The organism is Alloscardovia sp. HMSC034E08 (assembly GCF_001813415.1).
Classification (GTDB): Bacteria; Actinomycetota; Actinomycetes; order Actinomycetales; family Bifidobacteriaceae; genus Alloscardovia; species Alloscardovia omnicolens.
Genome location: NZ_KV812468.1, coordinates 597,840 through 618,175, shown reverse-complemented (window position 1 = coordinate 618,175; position 20,336 = coordinate 597,840). Strand labels below are relative to the sequence as shown.

Genomic DNA, 20,336 nt, shown 5'->3' with positions numbered 1-20,336 from the left:
TGGTGATGATGGGACAGCTATATGTCGATCTAGAAGAAATCGAAAACCTCGGAGTCGACCTCACCGATATTGGTGCGGTGTGGAATGCGGCCAAAGACCACGGCTACGAGCACGTAGAAATGATCGTCTCCAACTTTCCAGACAACTACCTGCGCCTCATCCGCACATGGATGGACGTTCAAAGCATCGAATTTGATGGTGAGGAGGATGAGCAATGGTGAACACCAAAAAGGCTGAAAACTACGGGCTCTTAGTCACCCTGCCCGCCACGCTTGATGAGACTGAGCTGGCAAGGCTGCATGAACTTATCGCTGCCAAGAAAGACTTGATCGCTAAAGCGCTCGGCGCGAGCCATCTCGACATCACCACCAGTAGCGAGGGGCTGAGTTTTCCTTGGTGGGATGAGCTGCCAGAGTTCGAGAAGATCACGGCATACACCGAGTTCCTAAGCAAAATGGTCGCATATGCGAAACGCATCGGGCTCACCACCCACCGCGCCGCGAGTGACAAGGTGGTGAATGAGAAGTATGAACTGCGCTCCCTGCTTTACCACATCGGACTTTCTGGTAAAGAACATAAGGAAGTACGCAAGATCTTACTTGCACCATTAAGCGGTGATTCTGCGTGGAAAACCCCGCCACTAATAAACACTAACCAAGAGATGTAAACCACTATTTATTAGGCAAAATAGGCGGCAAAATGACTGGATAAGTAGCGAAGTCTATGGCTGTATATACATACCGAAACGGTACACAACACATAAGGAAACAGCCATGAACACCAAAGAAGCTGAATGCAGCGTCGAGGAAGAAAACACCGAACGCCTTATCGGACGTGCTAACCGGTTGGGATACACCATCACCAGCATTGAGATTGAACCTGGCCGGGTCGCGATTTCTATTGTTCCTTCCCCGCTGTTCCCCTACACCCCGGAGCTTGACCGAGACTTTGAAACCGATCAATGGCGGGTGCAAACCACCGCCTACGGAGCGTTGAACCTAGACAACATCGAACAAGTCACCGAGGGATACGGGCGGGCAGCAGCGATGGTGCGTGAACTTGAACATGCTACACCAGGAAACGTTGTCAACTACCACCTGACCCGTTAAAACTAAACACACAGGCAACCCCACCTGGCGTGGGGTTTTCCTTTATCGTGAAGCGTTATGACCTAGAGATGTACATCTCTAAGTTTTCTTGAAAATAGGCGGAAAATGACTGGATAAATAGGCGGGTCTATGGCTGTATATACATACCGAAACGGTACACAACAGAAAGGCACCAGCCATGAACAGCACAAAGGTCACCAGCGAAACCCTCCAGATGCGCGTTGATTCCTACGGGACGGTTCTTTCCTACGGGAACTACACGCTAGCAAGTTTTGCTACCTGGACCAAGACTGAAGGATTTGGCAATAACGCCCAAATCTACCGGTTGATGGAAGAACCCGTCAGCGGGTTCGGGCCTAACTCGAGGAGCCGCGGAGAATGCGAACTCGAACTCATCGCGAAGTCAGACCACCTTTTCGCTGACGCCGGACATGCGATCGCCTGGGCGTTAGCTAATCTGCCCGAAGCCTAGCCCCGCCGGGTATGAGGGTACCTGTTATCGCTGGTAGTAACTGACTTTTTAACCAATAGAAGGTAACTGATTCGTATGCGTCAGCTAGCTGAATATCAACCGACACGGTTCATGGCTGAAAGCTCGCGCTATGACAAGCGCCGAGCCGACTTTGCAGTCGCGTTTATCGAAGCTTTAAAGCATACGAAAGGACGGTGGTCAGGAAAACCTTTTAAGTTGATTGATTGGCAAGAACAAATCATTCGCGACCTTTTCGGCACCCTCAAAGCCGATGGATACCGCCAGTTCACGACTGCTTATGTGGAGATTCCGAAGAAGCAAGGCAAGAGTGAGCTGGCTGCTGCCGTCGCATTGTTGCTCACGTGCGCCGATGGCGAGGAACGCGCTGAAGTTTATGGGTGTGCTGCCGATCGGCAACAAGCATCCATCGTGTTCGAAGTGGCAGCCGACATGGTGAGAATGTGTCCCCCACTAGCCAAGCGGGTAAAGATCCTTAGAAGCCAAAAACGTATCATCTACTCCCCCACCAATTCCTTCTACCAGGTACTATCGGCCGAGGCCTATTCCAAACACGGATTCAATATTTCCGGAGTGGTATTCGATGAGCTACACACCCAACCCAACCGGGCGCTCTTCGACGTGATGACCAAAGGCAGTGGGGATGCTCGCACCCAGCCGCTGTACTTCCTGATAACAACCGCCGGCACCGACACTCATTCGATTTGTTACGAGCAACACCAAAAAGCCCAAGACATTCTCGATGGCAAAAAGATCGACCCCACCTTTTATCCAGTCATATATGGGGCGGGGCAAGATGATGATTGGACCGATGAAGCCGTGTGGCATAAAGCCAACCCATCCTTGGACGTGACGGTGCCAATCCAGAAAGTTAGGGACGCTTGTAATAGTGCCAGGCAGAATCCGGCTGAAGAAAACACCTTCAGACAATTGCGGCTCAATCAGTGGGTGAAGCAGAGCGTGCGGTGGATGCCTATGCACGTCTGGAATCAAAACAACACCCCAGTAGATTTATCGGAGTTGGAGAGCCGGGTTTGTTACGGCGGGCTCGACCTGGCATCCACCACCGATATCACTGCTTTCGTTCTCGTATTCCCACCCACGGATGACGATGACAAATACACGGTCGCGCCCTGGTTTTGGATTCCCGAAGACAACCTCAAACTCAGAGTTTCTAGGGATCACGTCCCCTACGACTTGTGGAACAGTCAAGGCTTCTTGGAGACGACCGAGGGCAACGTGGTGCACTACGGGTATATCGAGAAGTTCATTGAGGATCTTGGCACCCGGTTTAATATCCGAGAGATCGCTTTCGACCGGTGGGGTGCGATCCAAATGAGCCAAAACCTTGAGGATGCTGGTTTCACGGTGGTGCCTTTCGGGCAAGGCTTCAAAGACATGTCCCCACCATCCAAAGAACTGATGAAGCTGGCGTTGGAGGGCAAGCTGGCTCATGGCGGGCACCCGGTGCTGGCCTGGATGGTCGATAACATTCACGTACGCACCGACCCAGCAGGAAACATCAAGCCAGATAAGCAAAAATCCACGGAAAAAATCGACGGAGTCGTCGCCACCATCATGGCCTTGGATCGAGCAATAAGATGCGGCAACACCCCAGAGGCGAGCTCAGTTTATGATTCGCGGGGACTATTGGTGTTTTAGCGTTTTGCTGGTGATCCAGTGCATGGCTACAAGGTTGAGTCCCATGGCTGCCACCATGACGAGCGAAGCGAGTGGAAGCCCTACTGTTCCGCAGGTGGGTGTGATGGTGATGAGCCAGATCATGATGGGTAGCTGTATGGGGGCGCTCCATAACCGTAGCGGGATTCGTTTCAGGTAAGTAAAGAGCAACTGGCCGCAGTGGATTACCAGGTGGATGGTGTAGGCGACCATGATGGCTGCTATCCATACTGGCTGGCACCAGATAGCGACCGCGATGAGCAGAACGAGTTCTTCTGTTGCGATCACTGTGAAATGTGTGCGGGTCATGTTGATGTGTCGAACAGGTTCAGGCAACCGGGCAGTGTTGTCGTCTAGCCATGGAACCAGGACGAAGTATTCCTCGATTTCGTGCCACAAAAATAGACCCACAAACACAATGACTGGCCAACCCACCACGCACCTCCTCGTGTGAACGTTACCCAATTATCCCACAGGGAAAGGAGCCACCATCATGGGATTCCTCGACTGGCTACGCGCCGCCAACCCTCGCCGCGCCTCGAACCACCATCTCACGAGCCAGTATTCGTTCCTGTTTGGCCCCACGTCGGCGGGTCGGACGGTGACGGAACGATCGGCGATGCAGATGACGGCCGTGTATTCGTGCGTGCGGATTTTGGCTGAGGCGATAGCCGGCCTACCACTGCACGTATACCGTTACAAGGACGGTGGCGGCAAGGAAAAAGCAGTCGATCATGGTTTGTACCGCCTGCTTCACGATGAACCTAACCCCGAGATGACGAGCTTCGTGTTTAGAGAAACGCTCATGACGCATTTGTTGTTGTGGGGGAACGCGTTTGCTCAGGTAGTGCGTAACGGTCTAGGCGAAGTCATTGGACTGTATCCTTTGCAACCGAATCGGATGAGCGTAGGCAGGGATCTGGACACCAAGAGCTTGTATTACGAGTACCAAACCTCCTGGGACGAACCCGCAGGACAATACCAAACCATTCGGCTTACCCCTAATGATGTGCTTCATGTTCCAGGTCTGGGTTTCGATGGGTTGGTTGGTTATTCCCCGATTGCGATGGCTCGTAATGCTATCGGCCTGGCACAAGCCACTGAGGATTATGGGGCTTCATTTTTTGCTAATGGGGCGGCACCGGGCGGTGTGTTGGAGCATCCGGGCACGATAAAAGATCCCTCCCGGGTGCGTGAGTCCTGGCAGGCAACCTTCGGGGGCGCGAAAAACGGCAATAAAGTCGCTGTTTTGGAAGAAGGGATGAAGTACACGCCGATTAGTGTGTCGCCTGAGCAGGCGCAGTTTCTTGAAACGAGAAAGTTTCAGCTCAATGAGATCGCCCGTATTTTTCGTATTCCGCCGCACATGATCGGTGACCTCGAAAAATCCTCGTTTTCCAATATTGAACAGCAGTCTTTAGAGTTCGTGAAATACACCCTTGACCCGTGGGTAATCCGCTGGGAACAAGCAATCACCAAAACACTGCTAAGCGCTCGTGAGAAACAGCAGTTGTTTGTGAAGTTCAATGTTGAGGGGCTGCTGCGCGGGGATTACCAGTCGCGTATGGAGGGCTATGCGGTAGCCCGCCAGAACGGCTGGATGAGCGCCAACGATATCCGCGAGCTAGAAAACCTTGACCGCATCGACGAAGCCGATGGCGGTGATTTGTATCTGGTCAACGGCAACATGCTCCCGTTGCCCATGGCAGGCGCTTATGCAGCAACCAAACAAGCCGACGCTGTTGAAGCTAAAGATGAGCAGCTGGAAGAACAACCTGGAGAGAATCAAGTTTTGAGGAGGAGAATGTGAAGCGTTTTTGGAACTGGCTAACCCCACAGGCAAGTAGCCCGAATAGTGATGGGGGTGAAAGGGTTTTGCGTATTAACGGGGTTATTGCTGAGGAATCTTGGCTCGACGACGATGTAACACCAGCTGTTTTCGAGTCTGAACTAAATGCTGGCTCGGGTCCGGTCACTGTTTGGCTTAACAGCCCTGGTGGTGATGTGGTTGCGGCAGCCAGGATTTACAACATGCTTCTGGACTACCCAGGAACCGTGACAGTCAATATTGATGGCATCGCAGCATCCGCAGCGAGCGTGATCGCTATGGCAGCAAGTCATGTGGCGATGTCGCCGGTGTCGATGTTGATGATCCACAACCCAGCAACGTTGGCGATGGGTGATAAAACCGAGCTGTCGCGTGCCCTGGACATGCTCGAATCGGTCAAAGCCTCGATTATCAATGCTTACCAGCTCAAGACTGGGTTGAGCAGGGCGAAGTTGTCGAAGTTGATGGATGCCGAGACCTGGATGGACGCAACTGCAGCCATCGAACTTGGGTTCGCCGACGAGCTGCTGACTGGTAAACGAGCACCAACCCCAGACAAAGAGGACGAAGAATCTGAAGAGCCGGGTGAAGACGAGCCGGATGAGGACGATTCCGGCGGGGATGACGAGCAAGGCCCTGCCCGTAAGAAGCCGCCGTTGCCGCCCAAAAACAAGGGTGGTGTGGTGTTTTCCAGAAAGGTTTCAGAGCAAAAACTTGTTGCCCAACTAGCTATGCACGGTAAAAGTGCTGCCCCTCCCGGGCCGCCGCCTCCTGTAAGTGAGCATCCTTGTTTAAAGCCCGCTGTCTCTTGTGGTCGGCGGGTTGTTGATTTATACGCCCTTTTAACCAACCACCCCCATTAACTAAGAGAGGAAATATTCCATTATGACTACTGTTACTGATTTGTATACCCGGCGTGCCCAAACCTGGAATAAGGCTAAGAAGTTTCTAGATGAGCGGCGCGATAGCGACACTGGCTGTCTAAACGCCGAAGATGACGCGGCCTATGCCAAAATGGAAGCTGAGATTGAGGCACTTAGCGGCGAGATTGCTCGATGTGAGCGAGCCGAACGCCTAGAAAGCACTCTTGCCAAGGCGACCTGTAATCCCATCACTTCCGCTCCTGGAAGCGCCATGGGCGAAGACAGTAAGGTCAAGCCTGCCCGTGCTACAGCTTCCTACAAGCGGGCGTTTTGGGATGCGATGCGGCTTAACACCTCACCCATGGAAGTAAGGAATGCGCTAAGTGAGGGGGTGGATTCTGAGGGCGGATACCTAGTGCCTGACGAGTTCGAGCGCACCCTAGTGCAGTCTTTGGCCGACCAAAACATCATGCGAAGCCTCGCCAAGGTTATTCAGACCACTAGCGGGGATCGTAAAATCCCTGTCGTGTCTACCCATGGCACCGCTACCTGGCTGGATGAAGGCAAACCATACAGCGAATCCGATGAAGCTTTCACCCAAATCTCTCTGTCGGCGTTCAAGCTGGGTACCTTCCTGAAAATCAGCGAAGAACTGCTCAACGATGCAGCGTTTAACGTTGAACAATACCTAGCGAGCGAGTTTGCTCGCCGTATTGGAGCTGCTGAAGAAGAAGCCTTCCTGGTTGGCGATGGTAAAGGTAAACCCACCGGCATCTTCAACCCAACCGGCGGAGCAGACTTAGGCGTGACCACCACCAAGCCTACCGACATTAGCGCTGATGAACTCATCGATCTGCACTATAGTTTGCGCTCCCCCTACCGGGCGCGTGCGGTGTGGCTGATGAACGATGCAACAGTAAAGACCGTACGCAAGCTCAAAGACGGTAACGGGCAATACCTGTGGCAACCGGCGATAACCGCCGGCACTCCCGACATGATCCTTGGCCGACCCGTCTACACCAGTGTTTTTGCACCTGAGCTTAAAGCTGGGGCGCGCACAGTAGCGTTCGGTGACCTCGGTTTTTATTGGATTGCTGACCGGCAAGGCCGCTCCTTCAAACGCCTCAACGAGCTATTTGCAACCACCGGGCAGATCGGGTTCCTCGCCTCCCAACGCCTAGACGGCAAGCTCGTCTTGCCCGAAGCGATCAAGGTTCTTACCCAAAAGACCGCCGGGTAAACCATAAAAATAGTTAGGAGGTGGCAGCCATGAAAACAGACGAACTCATGGCCTTAGTCAAGCAGAATCTACTGGTCGACCATAGCGAGGATGATTCTTTGATTGCCTCGTTTGTTTTGGCTGCCATCTCCTATGCCACCGCTTACCAACATCTGCCCGAGGGCTACTACCAAACGCAGCCTATGTCGCAGGCAACCCGGCAAGGCATTATCATGCTCGCCACCCATTTCTACGAATCCAGAGATGGAGCAACCGCCGGGTTTTGGGCAGACAAAACCGATGCTCCCCGCGCCGTGTGGAACGCAGTTAACACCCTGCTTCGTCTGGATCGGGACTGGAAAATCTAAAGAAAGGCGCGCCCTGTGGCAACGCTAGGCAAAATGAGCGAGCACATCGACCTAATACAACCTGTAGTGGTTAAGGACGCTGCCGGGTTCGCCACTACTGGTGACGAAATTATTGCTTCGGTGCGCGCATTTATGCAGGTGCGGCACGCTTCACCGGTTTGGGTCAACCGCGCCGCCTACACCAAAGCAGACCTGTTATTTAGGATCCGAGCAATACCCGGCGTAAAAATAACCGAGGCGATGGAAATCAGCTCCGCACGTGGCAGGTGTGTTATTGATGCGGTCGAATACCTCGGCCGCTATGTCGAGATTTTGGCTCACCGCACCGAAGCAGAAGGAGCACTCTGATGGCTCGCGTACAAATAAAGCTTCCCAACGATTTCATTGACGCACTCGACTCAGCCAGCAACATTCTTGATAACTCCGCTGAGCAAGTACTTAAAGCCGGGGCTAATATCGTGGAGCCGCGTATGCGTTCTAACCTTTCTGCCGCCATCGGCAGCTCAACGAAACAGCCCTCCCGTTCTACCGGTCAGCTCGCCAAAGCGTTAGGAACCGCGCCAGTAAAAGTCAATAGCCGCGGAGACTATAACGTTAAAGTTGGTTTCGCCGAGAACCGAGACGATGGTAGAGCTAACGCACTAATCGCTAACGTTCTTGAACACGGGCGCTCCAACCAGCCCGCTAGACCCTTCCTAGCCCCTACGCGTTCACAAACCAGGCGAGCCGCAATAGCCGCAATGAAACAAACCCTGGCCGCGCGAATCCAGCAGGTGAAACCATGAGCGGGCTTTTAGAAAACCTAAGCCACATCGCTAAACAACTTGGGCTCGCCTATGCAGTCAGCTGCTACACCGATTCCCCAGCCCCAGACACGTATCTAGTCTTCACCCCGTTAACAGATTCTTTCGAGATCTTCGCCGACAACACCCCAGGCGTCGAAATAGAAGAAGCCCGAATCAGCCTGTTCACAAAAACCAACTACTTGGCACTAAGAGACCAGATCACGAAAGCTCTAATTAGCGCTCGCCTAGTTATTACAGCCAGGCGCTATATCGGATACGAGGACGATACCGGCTACCACCACTATTCAATCGACATCGCGGATTATTCGCCGACTACTTTCTAGGAGTTATTGGTTTCTTCCCAGGCTCCATAATTTTGTCCCTCATCATTGACCCAGCGAGCTCTACCATTGGCGGTGGTACCTAACACTATGGCAGCTGCGGCAGAAGGAGAAGTAAAAGCAATATCCCGGGTGACCACGCCGCAATCATTGTCTATGCGGATTGATCCATCACTAACTAGCTTTTGGTGACGACTAGCTATAGCCGCATACGAATTAACCGTTGCCTGGCTTCTGGCTTTACTGGTTTCCCAGCTAGCAACCACGATTGACCCCTTGAGGAGGAAAAACTCTCCATCGATAAGCTGCATCGAGGCATCGATCCGATCTCTTTGTCTATGTAGATGAAAAACAGGTGAAGAAACTATCTGAGCGTTATCTGGTTGCACAGTATTTTCTGGGGAACGCAAAACGTTGACCCCCAGGATCGGCAAAATCAGCTTCATATTGTCTAAGAATGACTCTGCTGATGCTCGTTGCGCTTCAGAAAGCTTCCTAACCCGAGGAGTTTGTTTGTTATCAGGCATAGAACAGCGCTCAGCATTCTTAGCGATTTCAACCAGACGGGCTTCTAAATAACCCCAATGTCCCTCGTTAAAAGATCGTTGCAAGCTAGCAATAATAACGACCTTTTCCCACTGCGGCTTCTTTTTGTCATGATCGCGTAAGCGCTCTACAAAGTTTTCTGTCTTGCCGATATAGCACCAGGTGTTCTCGATAGCTTCGGGGTCATTACCGAGAAGGATATATACGCCGTTACTATTGGCTTCCTCTCGCTTATAAAGCTGGGAAAGTTGATCGCGGCGTGCAGAGGTGACGATCCCCGTCCAATCCGCTATCCCCGCAGTAGCCATACCTCCCGGGGTTCCATCGACCATAAAAAGCTCTACCGCTTTACCACTCGCCATCACAACCACGCCCCTCGTTCACACGCACCTAACCTCAAGAATAACCGAGAAAAACAGATCACCCCTCAATACGAGGATCCAACAGAAAGGAAATACCATGGCAACTATTGGTTTAGACAAGCTCTACTACGCGAGCATTAGCGAAGATCCCACCAGCGGTGAGGAAACCTATGCCGTTCCTAAACCGCTCGCTAAAGCAATATCCGCAGAATTGTCTGTGGAGGTGGCTGAGGCAATTTTGTATGCCGATGACGGGGCATCCGAGATTGTCAAGGAATTCAAATCTGGAACCCTCACTCTTGGGGTTGATGATCTCGGGGCAGAGACTGCAGCTGCCTTAACTGGTGCGAGACTGGACGCCAACGGGGTACTTATCAGCACTTCTGAGGATGGTGGCGCACCCGTGGCTATTGGTTTTAGAGCTGCACGCTCTAACGGGAAGTACCAGTATTTTTGGCTTTACCGCATCAAATTTGCTCTGCCGGGAACCACGCTGGCAACCAAAGCTGATTCGATCACGTTCTCTACCCCGAGTATTGAGGGAACGATCCTGCGGCGTAACAAACCAGACGCTACCGGAAAGCACCCGTGGAAAGCCGAAGTCACCGAAGGAGCGGTCGGCGTCAAGCCAGAAACCATTACTGGCTGGTACACCCAGGTGTATGAGCCTGCCGCTACAACCAGCCCTAAACCGACAAACAACTAGAACAGCAGGTAAGCCATGACAGCGAAAACCCAAACAAACCCGGCCGATAGCCCCACTTTAAAAAGCGCGACAATCACTATCGCAGGTCAAGAATACGAACTCGTCCTCACTACCCGCGCGACCCGCCTGATAGCTCAACGTTACGGAGGTCTAGAACATTTAGGTCAAGCCCTGGAAACTAGCGAAGATATGGATAAGTCGCTCGGTGAGGTAATCTGGCTCATCGCCCTGCTCGCTAACCAGTCCGTACAAATACACAACCTCACCCATCCAGACGATAAGCGCCCAGAGCTGACCGCAGAAGCGGTGGAGTTACTAACTGTGCCTGCAGATTTAGCTGACTATCGGGAGGCTATCGCCCAGGCACTCCAACGCGGCACCCGGCGAGCAATCATGACCGAGGCCCCAGACCCAAAAGGGCAAACCAGGAAAAAGGACACCTAATAGATAGTGATGAGGCAATTTTTACCCGCCTGACCTATATCGGGCTCGCCCACCTGGGACTGACCCGCAGGCAAATCGAACTGACCATATTCGGTGAACTATTGGACCTGGTGGATTGTTGGCGCATCGAAACCGGCAGAGCCCAGCCGAAACGCATCTGGTTTATTGATGATGTGGTACCTGAAGGGGTCTAGGCGTCGTCTGGGGTGAAGATGTCTTCAATCTTGCAGTTGAAGGTTTTCGCGATAGTAAAGGCTAAGGGCAGGGAGGGGTCGAAGCGTCCTTTTTCGATGGAGATCACGGTTTGGCGGCTGACTCCGAGTAGTTCGGCGAGTTTTTCTTGTGACCAGCCGGCCTGTTTGCGGAGCGTGACGAGATTGTTTTTCACGACTTACCTGTGTTTCGCCCACAAATAGGAAATCCCGTAGACAAGGAATTCGAACACGACAATTCCTGCCAACACGAATGAGACGTTACCTGATGTTACTGCTGCGCCGATGCCTGCTGCTGCGATGGTGATTAGGAAAGTGTTCGTGGCTGCGAGCGAGTGCCAGTGGTGCTCCACGGCTTGTTCTGGATGGGCGGTCGCCCCCGGCAGACTTGAGCGGTCAACGATTAGCATCCACACCAAGGCGATGAGAGGACCGGCCAAACAGGCTGCGAGTATCGCCACCGCCGCCCATCGGTGCGGGCCAGTCGGATTGGCCGCCACCTTGAACACGGCGGCACCAATCGCCAGTAACGCCCCTACGGGCACCGCCGGGAAGATCGCTGGGATCTTCGTTTTGCGCACATACCCCCACGCTGGTCGTTTGGTAGTTACCTCTTCCACGATGGGCTCCATACATTCTCCTAATCTGCTCTAACAACCACCACCCTAATGTCAAAGACGCTTTACGTCAAGTGTATTTGACATTATTTGTGAAAGGATCCCTCCCATGGCTGATTCGTCTTTTGGTTTGAAGATTGGCCTTGAGGGTGAGCGGGAGTTTAAGCGCGCGATCACGGATATTAATCGTGAGATGCGGGTTTTGGGATCCGAGATGAAGTTGGTGGCTTCTCAGTTCGATAAGAACGATAAGTCAGCTTCAGCGTTGACTTCTCGTAACCAGGTTTTGGGTAAAGAGATTGAGGCGCAAAAATCTAAGATCCAGACCCTTAAGAGCGCTCTTGATAACTCGGCTACCAGTTTTGGGGAAAATGATTCTCGAACGAAGAATTGGCAGATTCAGCTCAATAACGCTCAGGCGACTTTGAATGGTCTTGAGGGTGAGCTTAAAGAGAATAATTGTGCTCTTTCCAAGTTTGCTGATGAGGCTGACGGTGCGGGTGATGATGCGAAAACTGCAGCTAAGGACACCGGACACCTAGAAAATGCTGTAGATGAGCTGGGTTCGCAGATGGACGGTACCAGTTCGAAGACCCGCATTTTTGGTGATGTGCTTAAAGCCAGCCTGGCAGCGGAAGCTGTTGTTGGTGGGGTTAAAGCTATTGGGCATGCTATTTCTTCTATTGGGCGGGGCATGGTCGGGGCTTTAAAGGATGGTTTGGACTATAACGCCCGGATGGAGCAATACACCACCTCGTTTACCACGATGCTGGGTGATCAAGCCAAGGCTCAGAAACTGGTTAATAACCTCAAGTTGGAAGCGGCTCGTACTCCGTTTGGGATGGAGGATCTAGCCAAGGCCACCCAAACGTTGATGGGGTTCGGCATGAGCGCTGAAGAGTCCCAGGTACGGATCAAACAGTTAGGTGATATCAGCCAGGGGGATGCTGGAAAGTTCGAATCCCTCACGTTGGCGTTTGCTCAAATGAGCTCTACTGGCAAGCTGACTGGTCAGGATTTGAACCAGATGATTAACGCAGGCTTCAACCCTTTAGAGGAGATTTCCCGTAAGACCGGTAAAAGTATCGGTGAGCTCAAAGAAGAAATGGCTAAGGGCGCGATCAGTGCGGATATGGTTGCGGATGCGTTTGCTAGTGCCACAAGTGAGGGTGGACGGTTTTATGGGGCGATGGATGCCCAGTCCAAAACCTTTTCTGGTCAACTCGCTACGTTAAAAGACGGGGTCGATAACCTTAAAGGTCTATTGGCTGGAGGTTTGACCACGGCTTTGGCTGGCACGGTGATGCCGATGGTTAATGGTTGGGTCGATGAACTCACCGGCGCGTTCGAGACCGGGGGCGCCCCTGCCTTTATCGACGCCCTGGGACAGATCTTGAAAGAAGCCCTGGAGTTTATTTCTAGCCAGCTTCCGCAAGTGGTGGATACCGGGATGAGTATCTTGACTGCTTTGTTGGAGGGCATTATCGCTGTTCTGCCTTCCTTGGCGGAAACTGCCGTGACGTTGATTGTGGCATTGGTGGAAGCGATTATTGAGGCACTTCCGAGTCTGTTAGAGGCTGCGGTTCAGATTATCGCCACCTTGGTTGCTGGTATCGGCCAGGCTCTACCGGAGCTGATCCCGGCGGCGGTAGAAATGCTGATGACCATGATCCAGGGGCTCATCGATAATTTGCCACTTATTTTGGATGCAGCCCTACAGTTAATTATCGGTCTTGCGCAAGGTTTGATTGCGGCTATCCCGGTGCTTGTTGAGGCTTTGCCGGAGTTGATTGGTGCGATTATTTCTTTCTTAATCGGAGCCGTCCCCCAGATCATCGAAGCTGGCATCAAGCTGTTAACCGCGCTGGTTGGTGCCTTGCCAGAAATTATTACCGCTATCACCGGGACTTTACCTTTGATTATTACCGCTATCCTTAGCGCGATCATCCAGGCAATCCCACAGTTGATTAACGCGGGCGTGCAACTGTTGACGGCTCTTATAGGGGCGTTACCAACTATTATTAACGCGATTGTGGGGGCTTTACCTCAAATCATCTCTGCCATATTGTCTGCTATTGGTGGGGCTATCCCCCTTCTGGTACAAGCTGGCATCCAACTATTAACCAGTCTAATTCGGGCTTTACCGACCATTATCGGCACTGTCGTTTCGGCTATCCCGAGGATTATCTACAGCATTGTTCAAGCAGTGCTGGGCGGGGTCGGGCAGATGATCAACGCCGGAGCATCCCTGGTTTCTGGGTTATGGCAAGGCATTCAGTCACTAGCAGGTTGGTTGTGGAACCGGGTCTCTAACTGGGTGTCCTCAATCTGGAATGGGATTCTCGGATTTTTCGGTATCCATTCTCCTTCTAAGCAAATGGCGTGGGTTGGTGACATGCTAGTTGCTGGTCTAGCCGGAGCAATAACCTCACGAGGCCATAAGGCCGCCGATGCGGCAGCAAACATGGCAAAAGACACCATGGACGCTATGGGCGAGTTAACTAACGGAGTTAACGTACCTATCAAGGTCAGCGAGGATTTGTCTTTGCCAAGCACCGATCTGACCCCTGCCCCAGTTAACCAAACATCGCAAACCGAAAAGGAAGCTAAAACTTACAGCGTTGATGTTCAAGGGGTAGCAGATGCTACAGCTGCCCGGATTCTTGAGGGTTTGGATATCAAGGTTGTTTTAAGTGATGGGACGCTGGTCGGCAAACTCGCACCCAAAATTGATCAGCAACTATCACGGCTATCTCGGCGAGCCAATCTGCTAGCTGCGGGGGTGTAAAACAATGTACGGGTTTGTTCTCGACCATAAGGTTAGCTCTAAAAGCCTGGGTATCCGTTTTTGCGCACCTGTAGAGATCCCTACTGCCGCCATGGGTGTAGACGATATTGAGGTGTCCGGGCGGGCCGGCACTCTTACCCGCCTTAAAGGGTGGCAAGACAGTGAAATAACTTTGAAACTATCGGTGCGTGGCGGGCTGGAAGCATTCCGCAAAGCCGCTTACTTACTCACCCAAGCCCACACGATTGGGTTTAGCGGTGAGCCTGGCATGTTCAGGTATCTTAAACACGTCAAAATATCACCAGTGCTGCCTTCGATGGCCACTTGGGTAATGTTTGAAGCCGAGCTTTGCTGCCAGCCGTTTACCTACCTGGAAACTGGGCTTAAACAGCTAACTTTAAACGCTTCGGGCACGATTAGTAATCCTGGTCTTTTAGCTTCCGATCCGGTAATAACTGTTTTTGGTACCGGGGAGTTGGAACTAAAAATAAACGATACTGCTTTGATAGTTTCTGCTCCTAGCGGGCAATTAACTATCGATAGTCCCCGGCTTACAGCCCACGTTGCAGGTAAAACCCAAACCAACGGGATTTCAGGGCCCTTCCCGCAACTTTCTCCTGGCACTAACCACATCGAGCTGGGCACAGGTATTTCAAGAATCGAAATCCAAGGTAACTGGCGTACCTTGTAGAAAGGACTAACCCATGATTACGATTCATGATCGTAGCGCTAGGGATTTTACTGCCAGTGGGTTAGCGGTGCTAGATCGCCACGTTATCGACCCGATGGTCACTCAGGAACTAAACGGAAAGTTTTCCCTAACATTTTCCTACCCGGTAGATGGGCCAGCAGCGAACCTGTTGGTAATAGAAAACATCGTGGCCGCCCCGGTTCCAGGAATAAACGTCCGGCAAGGATTTCGTATCAGCGAGGTCACCACCAGCCTTGACGGGATACTCGAGGTAGTTGCCCATCACGTATTTTATGACCTTTCTGCCAACCTTATCGCTGACACCTATGTGGTAAACAAAACCGCTAAAGCCGCCCTGGATCAGCTGCTAGGGGCAGCCAATAGCCCGCACGGTTTTAGCGCTAGCAGTTCAGATAACTCGCGTCGATCCTCTGCCCGCATAGTTAGAACCCCACTCAGCGCGGCTCTGTTAGATGACAGCGACAACAGTTTTATTTCGCGTTGGGGCGGCGAGCTTACTTTCGATAACTGGCACATCCACCACGCGCCGCGCATAGGCGCTAATCATGGCGTGGTTATAAGGGATCGTAAGAACCTGTCCGGATACGAATCGAGCCTGGACTACACCACCATAGTTACCCGGATTTTGCCGGTTGGTTACGACGGTCTGCTCCTACCTGAACTGTACGTGGATTCTCCGCGCATAGGTGATTATGTTGCCCCGCGCATCAAGGTCATCCGCTATGGGCAAGTAAAGGCAATCAAAGACCCAGGCAAGCCACGCGAGGACGAACTGCCCCTAGAGCAAGCACACGCATGGCTGCGCGCCCTAGCCAAAAGCGAGTACAAACTTGGCCAGGTTGATCAGCCATCTTGTGCCTACAAGATTTCATTTGTTGACCTTGCCAGCGCCAAAGAATACGCAGATCTGCGCGAGGTAGAAACCCTATCCTTGGGTGATACCGTGACCGTACGCCATAGCGACTTAGGCGTGGAGTTAACCTCGCGGATCCTGGCCTATGACTACAACCCACTTGGCCAAGAATATATAAGCATTGAGCTAGGCAGCACCGCTCCTAAATTCACCGACATCACCCACACCATCACCGCTGCCCGCAGCCAGGCTATCCAAGCCCAGCAGGTGGCAAGTATTGCGCTAGCTAGCGCGGACGGGAAAAACACCAACCACTATGGCACCACCCAACCAGTATCCGCCCGGCTGGGGGATGTGTGGTTTAAAGACAATGGTGAGCAAGTAGGAATCTGGATCTATAAGGCCACCGATACTGGCCAGCCCAGGTGGGTCAGTCTTGCCACCGATTTGAACGGGGCCCAACTGGCGGCGAACCTGCAAGCAGCTAAAACCCAGATCGCGCAAGCAAACGCTAGCGTTGAGCAAGTCCAAGCAAGCCTTAAACAAACCCAAAGCGAGCTAGTAAAAACCAGTAGCGATACAGCGACTGCAAAAGCGCGGGCCGAAAAAGCCCTCCAGGATGCTACCAGCACCCAAAATGCTCTAGAAGCGTTCAAAGTGCAGGTAGCAGATGAAACCAAAAACATTAACTCCTCCTTGACGATGGTTTCAGACAACGTGAACCTGAGAGTTAAAAGAGCCGAGATTATTACCCAAATCAATCTGTCGAATGAAACCGTTTTGATTGATGCAGCAAAAGTACACATCAGTGGGCAAACCTCAATAGATGACGCCGTAATCGGTACCGCAATGATTGCCGATGCGGCTATCACTAACGCCAAAATCGGTGAGCTGTCCGCCGATAAAATAACCACCGGTACCCTAGCGTCCGCGCGGATTGCCGCCGGGAGCATCACTAGCGATAAGCTCACGATTGCTAACGGATACATCCAAACAGTAATGATCCGCGACGCTGCTATCACCTCGGCGAAGATTGCTTACATAGATGCCAGCAAGATCACCACTGGTCTGCTTGATGCCAACCGGATCGGAGCGGCATCCATTACGGCAGATAAGCTTTCCGCTAACGCTATCCAAGTTGGTCTTGCCGGATGGACAAGCAATATTCGCATCAACCCCACCCAGATCTCTTGGTATAACGGTTCGGAACTGGAAGGAAAAATCGCTAGTACCGGGATGCAGTTTTGGTACGGGAATCGATATATCGGACAGCTAGGCAGGGGCCATAAAAAGGATCATGAGGAAATAGAGGGTATCTCCACCTCCCTAGCTAACGAGGGTGACTATGTTGCCTGGACCTACCAAGACACTCCAAACGGGGACTATTTCACGTGTTTGACCCTAGACCCAAAGGGAAGGTTTTATGATTCGGCTGGCATCCACCTTGGGGCTGATCTGCGCACGAATGGTTACAAGTTCTATACCACCGAAAACAGATCGGTCACCTTGGAAGATTGTGTACTAACCGATAGGGGCACGCATCCAGGATGGGTCGGGCCGACAAAGCTAGCCAAAGTAGTATTCCACACCTATGACGTCATGATCGTCACCAACGGCACGTTCTATAACATGACCCGACTTTTCGACCGGCTCTCAGACCTTATGAGCCGGGTAAACGGGCTCATCGGGCTGCTTAACCAGGGATGGATCAGCACCATAACCTCCAAAGCCGATGGCACCATCTCCTGGACCTACTTCCATAACACCGGGTATCAACCAATGTCTACCAACACTGCCTAAACCAGGCTCGATTCAAGAAAGGAATACGTCATGAAAATTTGGATAGCTAACAAGCACCTAACCGGACTAACAGAACTATTAGCTGCCATGAGTCTTAAACCTGGCCCTTCTAGAGCTAGAACCAAACTACTAGACCTGGTAAGACAGGCCACCAAGCGTTTTAGCGATGACGAATACGAACTGGTAACCCAATACGCCTCCCTAAACGAAAACGGCAAACCCCGCATCGATGCTGGGGGAACATTCACCCTGGCATGCCCAGAAAAAGCCCAAGAATTCTTCAGTGCCCGTCAAAGCCTATTCGATTCCCTGGCCGAAGTATCTGGGCCTACCTACCAAAACCATCTCCAAGAAGTAAAAAGCCTAATAGAAACCTACGACGGCGAGCTCGCCGGGCAACAAGCAGAAGCATTCTGTGCGTTAAGCGAAGCAGTAGAACAAGCCATAAGCAAAGGAGAAACCTCATGATTGAGCAAGCGATAATCCCGATCCCTTCTGACCCAAAACCCGCCCCGCCAGGAAAAACAAAAAACACAGACAATCGTGTAATGGTGATACCTAGAAAAAACACTATGGATATCACCCGCCTCACGCTGCAAGCCCTAAGGCGCTCCCAAATACAAACCGAATAGCGCCGCCTTGTTTGAAGTTTCAATGCCTGCCTTGTGCAGGCATTTCTTATATCCGCAATCCCCCACGCTTTCCCTAACCCGTTAACTATTTTGAAAGGACAGCAAGAATTTTGTCTATCAAAACCATTTGGATGCTATTCCAAGGCGCCATCACCGCTATAGGTGCTTGGCTAGGAGCCTTTCTCGGTGGAACCGACTCCCTGCTTTACGCCATCGTAGCCTTCACCATCATCGACTACGCCACCGGAATACTAGCCGCAATCAACGCCCACAAACTATCCAGCTCGGTAGGGTTTCGCGGTATCGCCCGCAAAATTCTAATCTTCGCCCTCATCGGACTCGCCCACTTATTGGATGTGCATGTTCTTGGCACCCCCGGAGTGCTACGCACCGCCACCATCTTCTTCTACCTATCCAACGAGGGCATCTCCGTCCTCGAAAACGCTGCACTGTTAGGTCTGCCGATCCCGGGCGGACTAAAACAAGCATTAGACACAATCAAGCAAACCGGTCAAAACCAGCCCGCCTTAAAAACCGGCTCAACACCACCCGCTCGGGCGAGCAGTCCAGATAAATACTCCCCGCCCATCCCCCACGCAGACCAGACCAGCCCGGGCAAATATCTGCCCCAACACGCCCTCCCCGACGAAAAAGAAAAACCATGAAAACATGCATGAAAACAATTCTTAAATTCCTGGCACTCCTAACAGTCTTAACGCTACTTACCGCCGGGATCTGGCTCCTTTTCGCCATATTCCTTTCATGGATAATGACCCCGCTTATCTACCTGATCGCACTTTTTATCCTGGCCACCGGCTAAACCAACCAACAAAGAAACGGAGAACCCAAAATGAAGAACTGGAACACTCTAGAAGCTGACCTGAACCTTTTGATGAACAAACACTTCACCAAAGGCAGACAAGGCCGATCCATCAACAAAATCATCCTGCACCACAACGATGGAAACCTTTCCATACAAGGATGCTGGAACGTATGGCAAACCCGACCCGCCTCCGCGCACTACCAAGTAGAAACCAGTGGCCGCATCGGCCAACTCGTCTGGGACCGGGATACTGCCTGGCACGCGGGAAATTGGGTAGCCAACACCACCTCGATTGGAATCGAACACGCAGACGCATCCACCCACCCCTACCGTATCTCCGATGCCTGCCTAGAAAACGGGGCGCACCTGGTCGCCGCCCTGTGCCACTATTACAAGCTCGGCCGACCCTGTTGGGGTAAAAACGTATTCGGACACCGCGACTTTTCCGCAACCGAATGCCCCGCCTCCATAGCCGGATCCCAACACGCAACCTACATGGCCAGAGCCATCTACTGGTACGACCAAATGGCCTCCAGCAAAGCGTCAGCTACGCCAGCACCTGCCTCGAAGCCTGCGCCTACTGGCTGTAAGAGCATCGACACGCTCGCACGTGAAGTCATCAATGGTTCGTGGGGTAACGGGAACGAGCGCTACCAGCGGCTCACCGCGGCCGGGTTCAACTACGACGCCGTGCAAGCCCGCGTCAACGAAATCCTCGGGCTCAAATCCAAACCTGCGGGCAAGTCCATCGAGACCCTGGCGCGTGAGGTGATTCGTGGGGATTGGGGTAACGGCCGGGAACGCTACAACCGTCTCACCAATGCTGGCTACAGCTACCAACAGGTACAAAACCGCGTCAACCAAATCCTTGGTTAACCAGCCGAGGACAACAACTGAATAACCACGCTGAATAAGAGCCGCTCTGGCGAGACGTCACCGTCTTGCTGGGGTGGCTCTTTTTTTGTTTCTACCCATCCAGTTCGCCTCTTCTTCACGGACGTATAGCGCCATTGCAGAAATAGACCGTCCGGATTGGGCTTCTGGGGTGGCTTAAAGCGAAAGCAAGTTCATCGAGTTAGGAGCACGCTATGGGTTTTGATACCAGAGAACAGCACGCAATCCAGCAACTGCATGCTGACCACGTACCATATCGGCGCA

Annotated in this window: 24 protein-coding genes; 20 read left to right on the top strand and 4 right to left on the bottom strand. The window is 52.3% G+C overall.

Annotated features, from left to right (window positions below; all coding sequences use genetic code 11):
• Positions 1-8 precede the first annotated feature (8 nt).
• From HMPREF2909_RS04180 to HMPREF2909_RS04160, 5 genes are all read left to right on the top strand, one after another.
• Positions 9-221 (top strand): hypothetical protein, encoded by a 213-nt coding sequence (locus HMPREF2909_RS04180; protein ID WP_210387860.1) that lies wholly within the window; start codon positions 9-11, stop codon positions 219-221.
• Positions 215-667 (top strand): virulence protein, encoded by a 453-nt coding sequence (locus HMPREF2909_RS04175; protein WP_071415340.1) that lies wholly within the window; start codon positions 215-217, stop codon positions 665-667. The genes HMPREF2909_RS04180 and HMPREF2909_RS04175 overlap by 7 nt, the downstream gene beginning before the upstream one ends.
• 106 nt (positions 668-773) lie before the next feature.
• Complete coding sequence (locus tag HMPREF2909_RS04170; RefSeq protein ID WP_022865315.1) at positions 774-1,109, top strand: hypothetical protein; 336 nt, start codon at positions 774-776, stop codon at positions 1,107-1,109.
• Between the two features lie 178 nt (positions 1,110-1,287).
• Positions 1,288-1,581: an Nmad4 family putative nucleotide modification protein gene (locus tag HMPREF2909_RS04165; protein ID WP_071415339.1), complete on the top strand. Its 294-nt coding sequence runs from the start codon at positions 1,288-1,290 to the stop codon at positions 1,579-1,581.
• 75 nt (positions 1,582-1,656) lie between these two features.
• Positions 1,657-3,261, top strand: coding sequence for a terminase large subunit (locus tag HMPREF2909_RS04160; protein WP_022865313.1), 1,605 nt, complete (start codon positions 1,657-1,659; stop codon positions 3,259-3,261).
• Here HMPREF2909_RS04160 and HMPREF2909_RS04155 read toward each other — a convergent pair.
• Positions 3,247-3,717 (bottom strand): HXXEE domain-containing protein, encoded by a 471-nt coding sequence (locus tag HMPREF2909_RS04155; protein ID WP_071415338.1) that lies wholly within the window; start codon positions 3,715-3,717, stop codon positions 3,247-3,249. The two genes, HMPREF2909_RS04160 and HMPREF2909_RS04155, sit on opposite strands and share 15 nt — an antisense overlap.
• A gap of 55 nt (positions 3,718-3,772) precedes the next feature.
• On the opposite strand from HMPREF2909_RS04155, the gene HMPREF2909_RS04150 reads away from it, so the two are divergent.
• From HMPREF2909_RS04150 to HMPREF2909_RS04120, 7 genes are read left to right on the top strand one after another with little or no spacing between them, the layout of a single operon-like run.
• Positions 3,773-5,089, top strand: a complete 1,317-nt coding sequence (locus HMPREF2909_RS04150) for a phage portal protein (RefSeq protein WP_071415337.1) — start codon at positions 3,773-3,775, stop codon at positions 5,087-5,089.
• Entirely contained in the window at positions 5,086-5,970 is an 885-nt protein-coding gene (locus HMPREF2909_RS04145) for a head maturation protease, ClpP-related (RefSeq protein ID WP_071415336.1), read from the top strand. The genes HMPREF2909_RS04150 and HMPREF2909_RS04145 overlap by 4 nt, the downstream gene beginning before the upstream one ends.
• Before the next feature lie 22 nt (positions 5,971-5,992).
• A complete protein-coding gene (locus tag HMPREF2909_RS04140) occupies positions 5,993-7,210 on the top strand; it encodes a phage major capsid protein (RefSeq protein ID WP_071415335.1) in 1,218 nt (405 codons plus the stop codon).
• Positions 7,211-7,239: 29 nt separating this feature from the next.
• Positions 7,240-7,557 carry a head-tail connector protein gene (locus tag HMPREF2909_RS04135; RefSeq protein ID WP_071415334.1) on the top strand — a complete coding sequence of 106 codons (318 nt, stop codon included), beginning with the start codon at positions 7,240-7,242 and terminating at the stop codon, positions 7,555-7,557.
• Positions 7,558-7,572: 15 nt separating this feature from the next.
• Positions 7,573-7,905 carry a phage head completion protein gene (locus tag HMPREF2909_RS04130; protein WP_071415333.1) on the top strand — a complete coding sequence of 111 codons (333 nt, stop codon included), beginning with the start codon at positions 7,573-7,575 and terminating at the stop codon, positions 7,903-7,905.
• Complete coding sequence (locus tag HMPREF2909_RS04125) at positions 7,905-8,342, top strand: HK97-gp10 family putative phage morphogenesis protein (RefSeq protein ID WP_022865306.1); 438 nt, start codon at positions 7,905-7,907, stop codon at positions 8,340-8,342. Before HMPREF2909_RS04130 ends, HMPREF2909_RS04125 begins: the two co-directional genes overlap by 1 nt.
• Positions 8,339-8,686: a hypothetical protein gene (locus HMPREF2909_RS04120; protein ID WP_022865305.1), complete on the top strand. Its 348-nt coding sequence runs from the start codon at positions 8,339-8,341 to the stop codon at positions 8,684-8,686. The genes HMPREF2909_RS04125 and HMPREF2909_RS04120 overlap by 4 nt, the downstream gene beginning before the upstream one ends.
• Here HMPREF2909_RS04120 and HMPREF2909_RS04115 read toward each other — a convergent pair.
• Positions 8,683-9,591 carry a GIY-YIG nuclease family protein gene (locus HMPREF2909_RS04115; protein WP_071415332.1) on the bottom strand — a complete coding sequence of 303 codons (909 nt, stop codon included), beginning with the start codon at positions 9,589-9,591 and terminating at the stop codon, positions 8,683-8,685. The genes HMPREF2909_RS04120 and HMPREF2909_RS04115 overlap by 4 nt on opposite strands.
• 97 nt (positions 9,592-9,688) lie before the next feature.
• On the opposite strand from HMPREF2909_RS04115, the gene HMPREF2909_RS04110 reads away from it, so the two are divergent.
• Positions 9,689-10,297 carry a major tail protein gene (locus HMPREF2909_RS04110; RefSeq protein WP_022865303.1) on the top strand — a complete coding sequence of 203 codons (609 nt, stop codon included), beginning with the start codon at positions 9,689-9,691 and terminating at the stop codon, positions 10,295-10,297.
• A gap of 15 nt (positions 10,298-10,312) precedes the next feature.
• The gene (locus tag HMPREF2909_RS04105) at positions 10,313-10,741 is read left to right on the top strand and encodes a polysaccharide deacetylase family protein (protein WP_022865302.1); all 429 of its coding nucleotides are present in this window, start codon (positions 10,313-10,315) and stop codon (positions 10,739-10,741) included.
• A 190-nt stretch (positions 10,742-10,931) separates the two neighbouring features.
• Here HMPREF2909_RS04105 and HMPREF2909_RS04100 read toward each other — a convergent pair whose 3' ends face one another.
• Both HMPREF2909_RS04100 and HMPREF2909_RS04095 read right to left on the bottom strand, forming a co-directional pair.
• Positions 10,932-11,129, bottom strand: coding sequence for a helix-turn-helix transcriptional regulator (locus HMPREF2909_RS04100; protein WP_004014542.1), 198 nt, complete (start codon positions 11,127-11,129; stop codon positions 10,932-10,934).
• Positions 11,130-11,132: 3 nt separating this feature from the next.
• Entirely contained in the window at positions 11,133-11,573 is a 441-nt protein-coding gene (locus HMPREF2909_RS04095) for a hypothetical protein (protein WP_210387859.1), read from the bottom strand.
• 106 nt (positions 11,574-11,679) lie between these two features.
• On the opposite strand from HMPREF2909_RS04095, the gene HMPREF2909_RS04090 reads away from it, so the two are divergent.
• The 6 genes from HMPREF2909_RS04090 (at position 11,680) to HMPREF2909_RS04065 (ending at position 20,054) form a co-directional block, all read left to right on the top strand.
• Positions 11,680-14,358: a phage tail protein gene (locus HMPREF2909_RS04090; protein ID WP_071415331.1), complete on the top strand. Its 2,679-nt coding sequence runs from the start codon at positions 11,680-11,682 to the stop codon at positions 14,356-14,358.
• Between the two features lie 4 nt (positions 14,359-14,362).
• Positions 14,363-15,049: a hypothetical protein gene (locus HMPREF2909_RS04085; RefSeq protein ID WP_071415330.1), complete on the top strand. Its 687-nt coding sequence runs from the start codon at positions 14,363-14,365 to the stop codon at positions 15,047-15,049.
• Positions 15,050-15,062: 13 nt separating this feature from the next.
• A complete protein-coding gene (locus HMPREF2909_RS04080; RefSeq protein WP_071415329.1) occupies positions 15,063-17,723 on the top strand; it encodes a phage tail spike protein in 2,661 nt (886 codons plus the stop codon).
• Between the two features lie 30 nt (positions 17,724-17,753).
• On the top strand, positions 17,754-18,191 hold the full coding sequence (locus HMPREF2909_RS04075) for a DUF1617 family protein (protein WP_071415328.1): 438 nt from the start codon (positions 17,754-17,756) through the stop codon (positions 18,189-18,191).
• A gap of 274 nt (positions 18,192-18,465) precedes the next feature.
• Positions 18,466-19,020 carry a phage holin family protein gene (locus HMPREF2909_RS04070; protein WP_071415327.1) on the top strand — a complete coding sequence of 185 codons (555 nt, stop codon included), beginning with the start codon at positions 18,466-18,468 and terminating at the stop codon, positions 19,018-19,020.
• Between the two features lie 185 nt (positions 19,021-19,205).
• On the top strand, positions 19,206-20,054 hold the full coding sequence (locus tag HMPREF2909_RS04065) for an N-acetylmuramoyl-L-alanine amidase (RefSeq protein WP_071415326.1): 849 nt from the start codon (positions 19,206-19,208) through the stop codon (positions 20,052-20,054).
• Positions 20,055-20,336: the final 282 nt, after the last annotated feature.